Source organism: Halorubrum sp. CSM-61 (genome assembly GCF_003781945.1).
In the GTDB taxonomy this organism is placed as follows: Archaea; Halobacteriota; Halobacteria; order Halobacteriales; family Haloferacaceae; genus Halorubrum.
In genome coordinates, this window is the sequence record NZ_RJJW01000003.1 from 91,860 (window position 1) to 106,156 (window position 14,297).

Below are 14,297 nucleotides of genomic sequence, written 5' to 3' on the forward strand. Positions count from 1 at the left end.
CCGCCTCATAAAGATCGGCCGCCGCTCGGCGTCCCCCCCGCTCGACCCGTCGGCAGTCGCCGACGGCGCCGCGATCGACCCCCGAACCGCAACACTACCGATATTCTGTTATTATCTCACGTCATGCGATTTTAGGCGATACATTCATATACTCTCGCGCCTAACTTGTAGTTAGCATGAATCACCAACAGACCCGATCGACCGGCGACGGCGCGCTGCTCCGCCGGTACGAGTACGAGGACGGGTGGGTCGTCGCCGCCGATCTGGGCGCCGACGCCGAGAACGTCACCGTCGACACCGTCGGCGGAACCGCGATCGTCGTGATCGAGGGCGACGGCGAGCCCGTCGAGTCGGAGTTCGAGCTCCCGAGCGAGGCCGACTCGGTCGCCGTCGAGAACGGCGTGGTCACCGTGGAGGGCCAGCGATGAAACTCACCGTCAGACCGCTGAAACAGAAGGACGCCGGCCGCCGCCTCGCGGCGATCGACCGGGTCGCCGCCGAGGAGCTCGGGCTCTCCGGCGGGGACATCGTCCGCGTCGAGGGACCGGACGGGGCCGCGATCGCCCGCGTCTGGCCCGGCTACCCCGAGGACGACGGGACCGGCGTCGTGCGCATCGACGGCCGCCTCCGCCAGGAGGCCAACGTCGGGATCGACGACCGCGTGACCGTCGAGGACGTCGACGTCTCGCGGGCGGAGTCGGTCACCATCGCCTTCCCGAGCCAGCTCCGCGTCCGCGGGCAGATCGCCCCGTTCATCCGCGACAAGCTCTCCGGACAGCCGGTGACCGAGGGGCAGACCATCCGCACGTCGCTCGGCTTCGGGCTGATGGGCGGCCAGTCGCAGGCGGTGCCGATGAAGGTCGCCTCGACGACCCCCTCGGGGACCGTCGTCATCACCGACGACACCGAGCTCGAGATCTCCGAGGTCCCCGCCGAGGAGCTGACCGACCGGAGCGAGGCCGGCGAGGGCCCGAGCGAGGGTCCGGACGTGACCTACGAGGACATCGGCGGGCTCGACGACGAGCTCGAACAGGTCCGCGAGATGATCGAGCTGCCGATGCGGCACCCGGAGCTGTTCAAGCGGCTCGGCATCGACCCGCCGAAGGGCGTGCTCCTGCACGGCCCGCCGGGCACCGGGAAGACGCTGATCGCGAAGGCCGTCGCCAACGAGATCGACGCGAACTTCCACACGATCTCCGGCCCGGAGATCATGTCGAAGTACTACGGCGAGTCCGAGGAGAAGCTCCGCGAGGTGTTCGAGGAGGCGTCCGAGGAGTCGCCCGCGATCATCTTCATGGACGAGCTCGACTCCATCGCGCCGAAACGCGAGGAGGCCGGCGGCGACGTCGAGCGCCGCGTCGTGGCCCAGCTGCTCTCGCTGATGGACGGGCTCGAGGAGCGCGGCGAGGTCGTCGTCATCGGGGCGACGAACCGCGTCGACGCCATCGACCCCGCGCTCCGGCGCGGCGGCCGGTTCGACCGCGAGATCGAGGTCGGCGTCCCCGACCGCGAGGGCCGCAAGGAGATCCTGCAGGTCCACACGCGGAACATGCCGCTGGTCGAGGAGATCGACTTGGACGAGTACGCCGACAACACCCACGGCTTCGTCGGCGCGGACTTGGAGTCGCTGGCGAAGGAGTCGGCGATGCACGCGCTGCGGCGTATCCGCCCCGAGATCGACCTCGAGAGCGACGAGATCGACGCCGACGTGCTCAACTCCATCCAGGTCACGGAGTCCGACTTCAAGGAGGCGATGAAGGGGATCGAACCCTCCGCCCTCCGCGAGGTGTTCGTCGAGGTCCCCGACGTGAGCTGGGAGCAGGTCGGCGGCTTGGAGGACACCAAAGAGCGGCTCCGCGAGACGATCCAGTGGCCGCTGGAGTACCCCGAGGTGTTCGAGGAGCTCGACATGCAGGCCGCCAAGGGCGTCCTGATGTACGGCCCGCCGGGCACGGGGAAGACCCTGCTCGCGAAGGCCGTCGCCAACGAGGCGGAGTCGAACTTCATCTCGATCAAGGGGCCCGAGCTGCTGAACAAGTTCGTGGGCGAGTCCGAGAAGGGCGTCCGCGAGGTGTTCAGCAAGGCCCGCGAGAACGCGCCGACGATCGTGTTCTTCGACGAGATCGACTCGATCGCGACCGAGCGCGGCAAGAACTCCGGCGACTCCGGCGTCGGCGAACGGGTCGTCTCCCAGCTGCTGACGGAGCTCGACGGGCTCGAGTCGCTGGAGGACGTGGTCGTCATCGCGACGACGAACCGCCCGGACCTGATCGACTCAGCGCTGCTCCGTCCCGGCCGGCTGGACCGCCACGTGCACGTTCCCGTGCCCGACGAGGACGCGCGCCGGAAGATCCTGGAGGTCCACACGCGGAACAAGCCGCTGGCCGACGACGTCGACCTCGACGCGATCGCCCGGAAGACGGAGGGCTACGTCGGCGCCGACATCGAGGCGGTGGCCCGCGAGGCGTCGATGAACGCCTCCCGGGAGTTCATCGGCAGCGTCTCGCGCGAGGAGGTTGGCGAGTCCGTGGGTAACGTCCGCGTGACGATGCAGCACTTCGAGGACGCCCTCGACGAGGTGAACCCGAGCGTCACCCCCGAGACGCGCGAGCGCTACGAGGAGATCGAAAAGCAGTTCCGGCGGTCGGAGGTCGAGTCCGCGGAGACCGAGCCCGGCACGGCGTTCCAGTAGTCGGTCCGGACCCGGTCCGGATCCGTCTCGGATCGGCCGTAGTTACGATTTTTTCAGACGACGCCCAGCGTCGACAGCAGGTAGAACGCGGCGACGAGAACGATCCCGATCGTGACGAGCCGCCACGCGAGCTTCAACACGAACTTGCCGACGACGATGACGATCGCGACGGCGAATAGCGCGACGAGTAGCTGTCCCGCCTGGCTGGCGAGGAGGCCGGCCTGTAGCGGTACCGTGGCCGCGAGCGCGGCGAGCGAAGCGGTCATGTCCGGGTCCACGGCGAGCCCCGGCATAAGCTTGTGGGAGCAAGCTCGACGCTTATGCTGTGAGCGGACGGACCAGTTATCGGTTCTGACAGGTCCGCGGCAAGAACTGCGGCTGACGAGGACGACCGATCACCGACACGACGCTCGTGAACGCGGTGCCGTGTCGCTTTCTCCGGCGAACCGCCGCCGAACAACCCCCCTTTTGTTCCGGTGGGAAAACGCCTCCTTCTTGCGGTTTTTTCGGTCTCCGATCAGTTTCACTCCGGTCTGGCTACGCTTATGTGTCCGGAGTCCGTTCCATGCTTCCGTACCGAAATTCAGCGTCAGACGTGCGGAGCGGACGTTGCATAACGAACCGGACATGTAGTCGCCTGTCGGGTCCGCGTATCCGAACCTACAAGGGCCCGCCTCGCCAGTACACCAACACTACAGATGATCCATATCTCACGCCAACCGAGCGGGGTGGCCGTCGAATGAGCAGCGACGGCGTCGCCGCCGACGAACTCGAACTGCCGATCAAACGCACCACGGGCGAGACGATGGAGGAGCGGCTCACCGCCAACGCCTACCACAACATCCTGCCCGCGCGCTACCTCCGGAAGAACGCGGACGGGGAGGCGATCGAGGACCCCGAGGAGCTGTTCGACCGCGTCGCGCGCAACGTCGCGCTCGCGGAGGCGGTGTTCGAGGCGGAGAACCAGGATGTCGAGGTCACGGTCACGCCCGACCAGCTGAAGCCCGATCATCCCCGGCGCGACGAGCTTGCCGAGGAGGTCTTCGGCGCGGGAGTCACCGCCGAGGACGATACGGAGACGACGCTCACCGCGCACAACGTCAACAAGTTCGCGTACGACACGGTCGTTCCCGAGCTCCCCGAGAGCGTGCGCGACCACGTCGAGGCGACCGCGGACCGGTTCCGCGACGGAATGGAGCAGCTCTCCTTCATGCCGAACTCGCCGACCCTGATGAACGCGGGCGACGAGCTCCAGCAGCTCTCCGCCTGCTTCGTCGACTCGCCCGACGACGACATCACGGACATCCACCAGACCGCCAAGGAGGCGGCCGAGGTGTTCCAGTCCGGCGGCGGCATGGGGTACGCGTTCTGGAAGCTCCGCCCCTACGGCGACTCCGTCGGCTCCACCGGCGGCATCGCCTCCGGGCCGATCACGTTCATGCGGACGTTCGACCAGATGTGCGAGACGATCGCGCAGGGCGGCGCACGTCGCGGCGCCCAGATGGGCGTCATGCGCGTCTCGCACCCGGACGTCATCCAGTTCATCCACTCGAAGAACAAGGACGTCTCGCTGGCTCACTCGCTGCGCCTGAACGACCCCGACGACTTCACGCACAACTCCTTCGCGGACGCCTTAGAGGAGGCGCGCGACCTCATCGACGACGATGGGAAGGTCCCCGAACACCTCCGGAACGCGGTCGAGGGCCACCTGTCGAACTTCAACATCAGCGTCGGCGTCACCGACGACTTCATGGAGGCGCTGTACAACGACGAGGAGTTCACCTTCACCAACCCGCGCACGGAGGAGCCGCACGTCGCGACGCCGGAGACGAAGGAGATCTACGACATGTTCGGCCTCGGCGAGCACGTCGAGGTCGGCGAGGTGCTGTCGATCCCGGCCCAGGAGCTGTGGGACGACATGATCGAGGGCGCCCACGAGAACGGCGAGCCGGGCGTCATCTACCTCGAGCGCGTGAACAAGGAACATTCGTTCGATGTTGAAGAAAATCCAGACCACAGGATCCTTGCAACAAACCCCTGCGGTGAGCAACCGTTGGAGGAGTACGAGGCCTGTAACCTCGGCCACATCAACCTCTCGACGCTCGCGGCCCAGGACGCGCCGGACTGGCGCGTCTGGTCCGCCGAGCACGCCGACGAGTACGACTCGCAGGCCGAGGCGATCGACGCCTTCCTCGAGGAGGCGATCGACTTCGAGGAGTTCGACGAGCGGATCGACTACGGGACCCGCTTCTTAGAGAACGTGGTCACGATGTCGGACTTCCCGGTCGAGAAGATCGAGCAGAAGGTCCGCGACATGCGGAAGATCGGGCTGGGCGTCATGGGGCTCGCACAGCTGTACATCCAGCTCGGGATCCAGTACGGCACCGAGCCGGGCAACGAGGTCGCCCGCCAGCTGATGACCCACATCAACCACGCGTCGAAGCGGACCTCCCACGAGCTCGCGACGGAGCGCGGGACGTTCAACGACTGGGAGGAGTCGAAGTACGCGAACCCCACCGAGCACCGCGACTGGTTCGAGCACTACACCGGCCTCGACGCCGACGAGTGGGCGGACGGGTTCCCGATCCGCAACCACAACACGACGACGATCGCGCCCACGGGCACGACGTCGATGATCGGCAACACCACCGGCGGCTGCGAGCCCATCTACAACGTCGCCTACTACAAGAACGTCTCCGACGACGTGCAGGGCGACGAGATGCTCGTCGAGTTCGACGACTACTTCCTGCGCACCTTAGAGGAGAACGACGTCGACGTCGACGCCGTCAAGCGGGAGGCCCAAGAGCAGATGGCCGAAAACGAGTTCGACGGCGTGGACGGGTTAGAGACGGTGCCTGACGCCATCGGCGAGCTGTTCGTCGTCACCGGCGACCTCTCGGGCAAGCAGCACGCGGCGGTCCAGTGCGCCTGCCAGAAGGGCGTCGACTCCGCCATCTCGAAGACGTGTAACTTCCCGAACGACGCCACCGCCGAGGAGATGGAAGAGGTGTACCGCTACATCTACGACCACGGCGGGAAGGGCGTCACCGTCTACCGCGACGGCACCCGCTCGAAGCAGGTGCTCACGACGCGCGCGAAGAACACGGAGTTCGCCGACGAGAGCGAGGCGGCCGAAGCGATCGTCGAGCAGATCGGCGAGGTGTTCGGCGGCATCGAGTCGTTCCTCGACAACGAGGACGTGCAGGCGGCGATCGACACGGAGATCTCGGACCTGCTCGAAGCCAGCGAGCAGCCCCGGATCGACTACAGCGAGCGCAGCGCGCGCCCCGACTCCCTGAACGGCGTCACCCAGCGCGTCGAGACGGGCTACGGCAAGCTCTACGTCACCATCAACGAGGACGACAACGGGCTGCCGTTCGAGCTGTTCGCGAACATCGGTCACTCCGGCGGCTACACCAACTCCTTCACGGAGGCGCTCGCGAAGGTCATCTCGACGGCGCTCCGCTCTGGCGTCGACCCCGAGGAGATCGTCGACGAGCTGCAGGGCACCCGGAGCCCGAAGGTCGCGTGGGACAAGGGCGAGCAGATCCAGTCGATCCCGGACGCGATCGGCACCGCGCTCCGCCGCTACCTCGACGACGAGATCGACAAGGGGATCCCTCAACAGCAGAGCCTCGACGACGTCGAGGGCGTCGCCGAGCCCCCGAGCCAGACGGACGGCGGCGCGGTCGACGCCGGTACGGTCGACGCCGACGCGACGGGCGACGCCCCGACCGCCGGCGGCCCCGAGGCCGCGGACGACGCGGTCGGCGCCGACGACGCGACCCAGGAGCTGATCGCGGCGGGCGAGTCGCCCGAGTGTCCCGAGTGCGGCGGGATGAACCTCTACTACTCCGAGGGCTGCAAGACGTGCGAGTCGTGCGGCTGGTCGGAGTGTTAGACGGGTCGAGCAGCGAGTAGCGGGCTTTCGACGACGCGGATTTTTCAGGGCGGTACGGACGCAGAAGTGAGTGATTCCGGGAGTGGGTATAGCGAATTGGTGGAACGGGTTTTTAGAAGCGATCGAATGATGTTGCTGGCGGCTGTTTATAAGTCGTCGACGGTGTTGCGGTGAACACTTCCAAAGCCCCAGCCGCTGCGGGCGCCGCAGGCGATGTAAGCACCGCAACGAGGGAGCGGCAGCGACCGAGTGAGGCGCGCAGCGAGCGTGCGGCGCCCGCAGCGTCTGCCCCTTTGAGTCCCACCCGCCCCGCACAGCACCGCAGCCTCACACCTCCCCAGCCTCGTCGGCCGGCGCTTATAAGCGCCGGCCGACTCCCTCGCACCGTCGTCGCCGGCGGCTTCGCCGCCGGCTGCCAGAGGGACCGAAGGTCCCTCGCGGTTCGCGGCCGCCGATGGCGGCCGCTCACCGGGGCGCGCCGCCGCACGCCATTTATAAGCGATCGTCGCCCACCACTTACGATCGTTTAAATACCGAACTATCCCCACCGATCTGCAATACTCACTCTCGCTATCTGTCGAATTCGCGTGTTCGTCGGGGACGACTGCGACTCTCGAAGAAGGCGCCGCAAAGTGAAACCGGACGAGCCGAAAGAACCGAGAAACCGCAGCCGCGCCGTCGCCTCAGAAGGTCTCCAGGTAGCGGTCCTCCTCCCACTGGGAGACCTGGGTGAGGTACTCGCTGAACTCCTGGGACTTCGCCTCGGCGAACTTCTCGGAGGTGTGCGGGCCGAGCGCCTCCTGCAGCACCTCGTCGTTCTCCAGCTCGTCGACGGCGGCGCCGAGGTTCGGCGGCAGCGTCTCGATGCCGTACTCCCGGCGCTTCTCGTCGTCGAACTCGTAGATGTCCTCGCGGACCGGGTCGCCCGGGTCGGCCTCCGTCTTGATCCCGTCGAGGCCGGCGGCGATGAGCGACGCCAGTCCGAGGTAGGGGTTACAGGACGGGTCGGGGCTGCGGACCTCGAAGCGGGCGGAGACGCCCGCGGCGTCGGGGACGCGGACGAGCGCCGAGCGGTTCGTGTCGGACCACGCGACGTAGATCGGCGCCTCGTAGCCGGGCACCAGGCGCTTGTAGGAGTTCACGGTCGGGTTGGTGACCGCCGTGAACGCGGGCGCGTGGTTCAGGATGCCGCCCATGAACTGGTAGGCCGTCTCGCTCAGGTTGAACTCGTCGCCGTCGTCGGAGAAGGCGTTGCCGTCCTCGTCGAACAGCGAGATGTGGGTGTGCATCCCCGAGCCGTTGATCTCGGCGATCGGCTTGGGCATGAACGTCGCGTGGAGGTCGTGCTGGCTGGCGACCGCGCGGACGACCGCGCGGAACGTCGCGATGTTGTCCGCGGTCGTGAGCGCGTCGTCGTACTTGAAGTTGATCTCGTGTTGGCCCTCGGCGACCTCGTGGTGGGAGGCCTCGATCTCGAAGCCCATGTCCTCTAAGGTGAAGATGATCTCCTTGCGGACGTCGCTCGCGAGGTCCTTGGGCGCCAGGTCGAAGTAGCCGCCGTTGTCGTGGGGTTCCGTCGTCGCGTTTCCGTCGTCGTCGGTCTTGAACAGGAAGAACTCCGGTTCGGGGCCGATGGAGACGGAGTATCCCATCTCCTCGGCCTCCTCGAGGACGCTCTTGAGGACCTGACGCGGGCCGCCGACGAACGGTTCGCCCTCCGTGGTGACGATGTCACAGATGAGCCGCGCGGCCGCGCTGTCGTCGTCGCCGTTGCTGCGCCACGGGAGCACCGCGAACGTCTCGGGATCGGGGACGAGGCGCATGTCCGACTCCTGGATGCGCACGAACCCCTCGATGGAGGAGCCGTCGAAGTAGATACCCTCAGTGAACGCCTTCTCCGCCTGGTGAGCGGGCACGGAGACGTTCTTCACGACGCCGAGGATGTCGGTGAACTGGAGCCGCAGGAAATCGACGTTTTCCTCTTCGATCTCGTCGAGTACCGCCTGTTCTTCGGCCGTGAGGCCGCCGTCCGGTTTCGCGTGTTCGTCCGTCATGTTCTGGACGGTTCATTCGTTATCTGCCAGTATAAAGGCCTTATCGCTTGGCGCATGAACCGCCAGTCGCGCAAGAATGCTGGACGTTCGTAAAATTATAAACCCCTGAAGACGTGGATAGGTGTGATGACGTACGAAAACCTCGACGCGAAGCTGGTCAACTCCCTTCTCAGTAACGGCCGGGCGAGCCTCCGGAGCCTCGGCGACGAGCTCGACGTATCGGTGACGACGGTGTCGAACCACCTCCGCGACCTCGAAGAGGAGGGCGTGATCCGGGGGTACACGCCCATCGTCGACTACGACAAGCTCGGCTACGACGTGACCGCGGTGCTCCAGCTCAAAGTCGAGGGGAGCGCGCTCCCCGACGTGACCGAGAAGCTCCGGCAGGAGAAACAGATGGTGAGCGTCTACGAGGTCACGGGCGATTACGACGTGATCGCCATCGGGAAGTTCACGGACACGGACGGGATGAACGAGCAGATCAAGTCGATCCTCACCGACGCCGACATCCGCGAGTCGAACACCAGCGTCGTCCTCAACCCCGTCACCGAAAACGAGCAGTTCGACCTCGACCTCAACGAGGAGTAGTCGCCGTCGAGTCCGCGGCGACTTCCGTTCCGCCGCCTACCGATCCGCGGCCGCCGCCTCCAGAACCTTCACGGCCGGCAGCGGCTCGCCCGTCAGCGCCCGGATGTACGCCCCGCCCGCGATGGAGACGTGCGAGAAGTCGCCCTCGTCTAGTCCGTACATCTCGATCGCCCGCGAGGTGTCGCCCCCGCCGACGACCGAGAAGCAGTCGGTCTCGGCGATCGCTTCGAGCACGCCCACGGTCCCATCGGCGAACCGCTCGTCCTCGAAGACGCCGAGCGCGCCCTTCACGAACACCGCGTCGGACTCCCGGATCGGCGGTCCGTACGCTGCGACGGTCTCCGAGCCCACGTCGAGGTACCCCGCCGTCTTCTCGTCGATGTCCTCGACGGCGACCTCCGCGCGGTCGCCGTCGGAGCCCTCGTACGCGAGGTCGGTCGCGAGCCGGATCGCGTCGCCGCGCTCGTCGAGCACCGACTCGATCAGCTCGCGGTTCTCCGCCCACTGCTCGTCGAACAGGTCCGTGTCGCCCACGTCGCGGCCGACCGGGTGGCCCGCGGCGCGCAAGAAGAGCTCGCCGGCGACGCCGCCGAGCAGGAAGCGATCCACTTTCTCGTCTAGCGCGTCCATCACGCCGATCACGTCGGTCGCCTTCGTCCCGCCGACGACCATCGTCACCGGTCCGTCGAACTCCCGGGTCGCGATGGCGGTGTTGGCCTCGTACTCCGTCTCCATCACGCGGCCCGCGTACGAGGGGAGGACGAGCGGGAACCCGACCAGCGAGGCGTGCAACCGATGCGCCGCCGAGTAGGCGTCGTTGACGTACGCGTCGAACTCCGGCGCCAAGGTCCGGACGAACTCCGTCTCGGCCTTCTCCTCGGGGGATTCTTCGGGAAGCTCGTCGTCGCACATCCGGGTGTTCTCCAAGAGGAGCACCTCGCCCGCGCCGAGCGCGTCGATCGCCGCCAGCGCCTCGTCGCCGTAGGTGTCCGCGACGAACGCCACGTCGCGACCGACGTGGTCGGCGAGGATCTCGGCGTGGCCCGCGAGCGACGTGAAGTCGTCGCGGCCGGGGCGGCCCTGGTGGGCCATCAGGACGACGCGGTGGCCGGCGTCGGCCAGCTCGCGGACCGTCTCCGCGTGGCGATCGAACCGGCGGTTGTCCTGCGGTTTGCCGTCCTCGATCGGGGAGTTGAGGTCGAGCCGAACGAGGACGCGCGAGTCTGCCGGGAGGTCGTCGATGGTGTCGAATTCTGCCATGGGTGAACGGTCGTCGATTGGGTACTTAGAAGTGGGTTTCCGCACAGTGCGCCGCCGCGGCGAGCGAGGCGATCGGGAACCGACCGCCTACGCCTCGTCGTGGACGTACGCGGCCATGTCGAGCATCCGGTTCGAGAAGCCGTACTCGTTGTCGTACCAGGTGAGGATCTTCAGGAGCTTCCCGCCGGCGATGACGTTCGTCGACTGCAGGTCGACGTAGCTGGAGAACGGAAGCCCGGCGACGTCGCTCGAGACGACCTCCTCGTCGGTATAGCCTAAAACGCCCGCGAGCGGGCCGGAGTCGGCGGCCTCTCGGAAGGCAGCGTTCACGTCCTCCTCGGTGACCTGCTCGTCGAGGCTGACGACGAACTCGGTGATCGAGCCGGTCGGGACCGGGACGCGCATCGCCATCCCGTCGATCTTGCCCTCGAGCTGCGGGAGGACCTCCTGCGCGGCGCCCGCGGCGCCCGTCGAGGTCGGCACGATGTTCTCGGCGGCCGCGCGGCCGCGGCGGCGCTTGGCCATCGGGCCGTCGACGAGGCTCTGCGAGCCGGTGTACGCGTGGACGGTGGTGAGGGTGCCGGCGTCGATGCCGAACTCCGCGTCGAGCACCTTCGCGACCGGCGTGATGGAGTTGGTCGTACAGGAGGCGTTCGAGACCACGTCGTCGCCCTCGTACTCGTCGTGGTTGACGCCGTAGACGAGCTGCTTGACCGGCTCCTCGCCCTTCGGGGGCGCCGAGATGATCACGGTGTCCGCGCCGCCCTCGAGGTGCGCGCTCGCGTCCTCGCGGGTGCGGAAGACGCCCGTACACTCCAAGGCCACGTCCACGTCGAGCTCGTCCCACGGGAGGTCCGCGGGGTCCTGCACGTTGTACAGGTCCACCGCGGTGTCGCCGATCGTCAGCGCGTCGCCGTCGCGCTCGACGCCGTCGAGCCGACCCATGACGGTGTCGTACTTCGCGAGGTACGCCATGTCGTCGAAGTCCATCACGTCGTTGATGCCAATGAGCTCGATCCGCGGCGACTCCAGCACCGCCCGGAACACGTTTCGCCCGATCCGACCGAACCCGTTGAGGCCCACCCGGACGACCTCGTCGTCGGTCACGTCCTCGCCCGCGGCGAGATATGATTTACTCATGTCCGAAAAAGGAGGGCCCAGACACTTAAATCCGACCGAGTCACCGCGAGACGGTCACTATCGTTCGATTTTGTTACGGACGGTCGGTTTTCTTTCGAGCCGACCGCTCCCAATTTCGACGGGTCGATCGGCGTCTGCGGGAGAGCGTCCGGAGAGCGAGAGACGAGCGCCAGAGGCGCCGCGTACCGCCCGCACGACCCCGAGCGGCGGCGAAGACGGTCGTGGACAGAAGGCTTATCGGGGACACCACCCTCACGACAGGTATGGACAGAGACGACCGTGACGATCCGTTCGGCGACTTCTTCGAGGAGATCGAACGGATGATGAACGAGATGGCCAACGGGAACCCCGGAAGCGAGGACGCCGGCTTCGGCTCTGAGACGCACGTGGACGCGTACACGACCGACGACGGCGTGCGACTCGTCGCCGACCTTCCGGCCGTCTCGAAGGACGAGCTCTCCCTGCAGTGCGACGGGGAGTCGCTCACCATCTCCGCGGCGTCCGACCGGCGGGAGTACGACGAGACCGTCGAGCTCCCCGTCCCGGTCGACGAGCACTCGGCGGACGCGACGTTCAACAACGGCGTGCTCGAGGTCGCGTTCGACCGCGACGACGACTCCGCCTCGATCGATCTGGAGTAGGCCGCCGAGCCGCTCTCCGATCCGTCTCCCCTTTTATTCTCCCGCCGCGGTCCGCTCGATCAGCGCCGCGAGCCGGTCGTAGAAGTCCGGCTCGTACTTCGTCGCCGCGTCGATCGTCGGCCGCGCGTTCGTCTCGTTGACGACCAGCCGCCCGTCCGTTTCCAGCAGATCGACGCCGAGGTAGTCGATCCCGAGGATCTCCGCGGTCCGTTCGGCCAGCCCGCGGGCGCGGTCCGGGAGGTCGATCCCGGTCGCCTCGGCCCCCCGGTGGACGTTGTGCTTCCACCGTCCCTCCTCGGCCGCGTCCGGAGGTAGCTCTCGCTCGACGGCGCCGACGCACGCGCCGTCGACGACCATCGCGCGGTAGTCGCGCGCGTCCGAGAGGAACTCCTGAATCAGGTACGACTTGTCGCCGGTCGCGCGGTAGTCGTGGACGAGGTCCAGGTAGTCGACGACTCCCAGAAGCGAGTCGAGGTCGCTCGCGGTCGCGACGCCGACCCCGCGGGTCGCGGAGTTCGGCTTCACGACGACCGGGTAGGAGAACCGCTCGACCGCCTCGGCGACGACCGACTCGTCGACGGGGTTCGACACCAGCGTCGTCCGCGGGACCGGGAGGCCGGCGTCGTCGAGCGCGGCGAGCACGCCCGCCTTGTTCCGGGAGGTGAGGACGGCCGCCCGGTCGTTCACCCACGGGACCGACAGCCGCGCGTCGACCACGGCGCCCTCCATGAGCCGCGAGGGGTAGACGAAGCCGGCGTCGAAGCCGGCGAACTCCTCGAACTCGCCGTGAGCGTCTCCTTCCTCGCCTCCGCCCCCGTTTCCGTCCTCCTCGCGCGTTCCGTAGCCGGAGACGCGGAGCGACCGCTCTTTCGCCCGCACGTGGTCGACCGCGATTCCGCGGGCCGCGAGCGGCTCGCGCACCCGGTCGAACGTCTCGGCGTCGGTCGTCATCGCGAGCCGGAGCATGCGCTCGCTCGGGGCCGTTCGGACTTAAAAACGGTGCGGCGGTCGCCGGTCGCTCGTCGACCCCGCGGGGCGCCGCCGCCGCTCCCGTGCCGTCGGCGGCTCGCCGCGGCGCGCGACTCGATCGCGCTACTGCAGGTGGCCTTCCTCGCGAAGCTGTTCGGCCTCGCTCTTCTCGTAGCGCCACGAGATGTCGCCCTTCTCGTCTTGCCAGTCCCACGGCTCGACGAGGACGATGTCGTCCTCGCGGATCCAGACGCGCTTCTGCATCCGGCCGGGGATCCGCGCGGTCCGCTCTTTCCCGTCCGCACAGCGCACTCTGACCCGGTTCGCGCCGAGCATCTCGACGACCTCCGCGAACACCTCGTCGTCGTCGGGCATCCGGAGGTCGTTTCGGCCGCCGCCGTCTCCGTTGCTCATGCGTACGCGGTGATACGCGCTCCCGGAAATAAAAGGGCCGCTCTCCGCGCGGAAGCGCCCTTTTTAAACCTCGACGGCGGCGATCGGGAGCCATGCGCGACACCCTCGGATCCGAAGGCATCGCCGGCGTCGTGGTCGTCCTCGTCGCGGTCGGAATTCTCACCGCCCGCGACCCGGTCATCGGCGCGGCCGTCATGATCCTGTTGGCCGGCCTCGCGATGATCGCGAAGGGGATCGCCGGCACCGTGATGCGGTCGTTCGGGCTGAAGTGACCCGGCCGTCGGCGGCTCGTCGCGGTCCCTCCGTCGTCCCGAAAGAGTCATAATTAGCGGCCGCCCCCGTTGGGTATGGTCGAAGTACCCGCCGTCGCGGTCGAGCTGATCGAACTCCTCGCCGTCGTCGCCGGCGCCGGCGCCGCCTCGGCGATCGGCGTCCTCCTCGAACGGTTCGGTCTCTCGGCGGTCACCGCCGGCGACCTCGCGCTCGGGGCGTGGGCGGTCGGGATGGGCCTGCTCGCGCTGTACGTCGGGGTCGTCGCCTTGGGCTACGAGCAGGCGCTCCCGCGGATACGGCGGCTCGCCGCCGGCGAATAACCGGTCTCGGCGCAGAGGGGCGACGGTCGCGTCTCGGCTCGCGAC

General features: G+C 67.5%; 13 protein-coding genes. 7 read left to right on the forward strand and 6 right to left on the reverse strand.

What is annotated here, in order from left to right:
- The first annotated feature begins 176 nt into the window (after positions 1-176).
- Both EDM04_RS06180 and EDM04_RS06185 read left to right on the forward strand, forming a co-directional pair.
- The gene (locus tag EDM04_RS06180; protein ID WP_123620271.1) at positions 177-428 is read left to right on the forward strand and encodes an Hsp20/alpha crystallin family protein; all 252 of its coding nucleotides are present in this window, start codon (positions 177-179) and stop codon (positions 426-428) included.
- Positions 425-2,692 carry a CDC48 family AAA ATPase gene (locus EDM04_RS06185; RefSeq protein ID WP_123620272.1) on the forward strand — a complete coding sequence of 756 codons (2,268 nt, stop codon included), beginning with the start codon at positions 425-427 and terminating at the stop codon, positions 2,690-2,692. Before EDM04_RS06180 ends, EDM04_RS06185 begins: the two co-directional genes overlap by 4 nt.
- Before the next feature lie 53 nt (positions 2,693-2,745).
- Here the strand turns inward: EDM04_RS06185 and EDM04_RS06190 are convergent, their stop codons facing one another.
- Positions 2,746-2,985 carry a hypothetical protein gene (locus tag EDM04_RS06190; protein WP_123620273.1) on the reverse strand — a complete coding sequence of 80 codons (240 nt, stop codon included), beginning with the start codon at positions 2,983-2,985 and terminating at the stop codon, positions 2,746-2,748.
- A gap of 446 nt (positions 2,986-3,431) precedes the next feature.
- On the opposite strand from EDM04_RS06190, the gene EDM04_RS06195 reads away from it, so the two are divergent.
- Positions 3,432-6,593, forward strand: a complete 3,162-nt coding sequence (locus tag EDM04_RS06195; RefSeq protein ID WP_123620274.1) for an adenosylcobalamin-dependent ribonucleoside-diphosphate reductase — start codon at positions 3,432-3,434, stop codon at positions 6,591-6,593.
- 683 nt (positions 6,594-7,276) lie between these two features.
- On the opposite strand, the gene glnA is transcribed toward EDM04_RS06195, so the two are convergent.
- Positions 7,277-8,647 (reverse strand): type I glutamate--ammonia ligase, encoded by a 1,371-nt coding sequence (glnA, locus tag EDM04_RS06200; protein WP_123620275.1) that lies wholly within the window; start codon positions 8,645-8,647, stop codon positions 7,277-7,279.
- Positions 8,648-8,773: 126 nt separating this feature from the next.
- On the opposite strand from glnA, the gene lrp reads away from it, so the two are divergent.
- Positions 8,774-9,235, forward strand: a complete 462-nt coding sequence (gene lrp / locus EDM04_RS06205) for an HTH-type transcriptional regulator Lrp (RefSeq protein WP_123620276.1) — start codon at positions 8,774-8,776, stop codon at positions 9,233-9,235.
- A gap of 36 nt (positions 9,236-9,271) precedes the next feature.
- Here lrp and EDM04_RS06210 read toward each other — a convergent pair whose 3' ends face one another.
- Complete coding sequence (locus EDM04_RS06210) at positions 9,272-10,495, reverse strand: phosphoglycerate kinase (protein WP_123620277.1); 1,224 nt, start codon at positions 10,493-10,495, stop codon at positions 9,272-9,274.
- 87 nt (positions 10,496-10,582) lie between these two features.
- A complete protein-coding gene (gene gap, locus EDM04_RS06215; RefSeq protein ID WP_123620278.1) occupies positions 10,583-11,635 on the reverse strand; it encodes a type I glyceraldehyde-3-phosphate dehydrogenase in 1,053 nt (350 codons plus the stop codon).
- Positions 11,636-11,898: 263 nt separating this feature from the next.
- Between gap and EDM04_RS06220 the strand changes: the two genes are divergently transcribed.
- Positions 11,899-12,276: an Hsp20/alpha crystallin family protein gene (locus EDM04_RS06220; RefSeq protein ID WP_123620279.1), complete on the forward strand. Its 378-nt coding sequence runs from the start codon at positions 11,899-11,901 to the stop codon at positions 12,274-12,276.
- Between the two features lie 33 nt (positions 12,277-12,309).
- On the opposite strand, the gene EDM04_RS06225 is transcribed toward EDM04_RS06220, so the two are convergent.
- Together EDM04_RS06225 and eif1A are read right to left on the reverse strand one after the other, a co-directional pair.
- Positions 12,310-13,242 (reverse strand): RimK family alpha-L-glutamate ligase, encoded by a 933-nt coding sequence (locus EDM04_RS06225; protein WP_123620280.1) that lies wholly within the window; start codon positions 13,240-13,242, stop codon positions 12,310-12,312.
- A 126-nt stretch (positions 13,243-13,368) separates the two neighbouring features.
- Complete coding sequence (gene eif1A, locus EDM04_RS06230; RefSeq protein WP_008847545.1) at positions 13,369-13,659, reverse strand: translation initiation factor eIF-1A; 291 nt, start codon at positions 13,657-13,659, stop codon at positions 13,369-13,371.
- A 92-nt stretch (positions 13,660-13,751) separates the two neighbouring features.
- On the opposite strand from eif1A, the gene EDM04_RS06235 reads away from it, so the two are divergent.
- Positions 13,752-13,931, forward strand: coding sequence for a hypothetical protein (locus tag EDM04_RS06235; RefSeq protein ID WP_123620281.1), 180 nt, complete (start codon positions 13,752-13,754; stop codon positions 13,929-13,931).
- 75 nt (positions 13,932-14,006) lie between these two features.
- The gene (locus EDM04_RS06240) at positions 14,007-14,252 is read left to right on the forward strand and encodes a hypothetical protein (protein WP_123620282.1); all 246 of its coding nucleotides are present in this window, start codon (positions 14,007-14,009) and stop codon (positions 14,250-14,252) included.
- Positions 14,253-14,297: the final 45 nt, after the last annotated feature.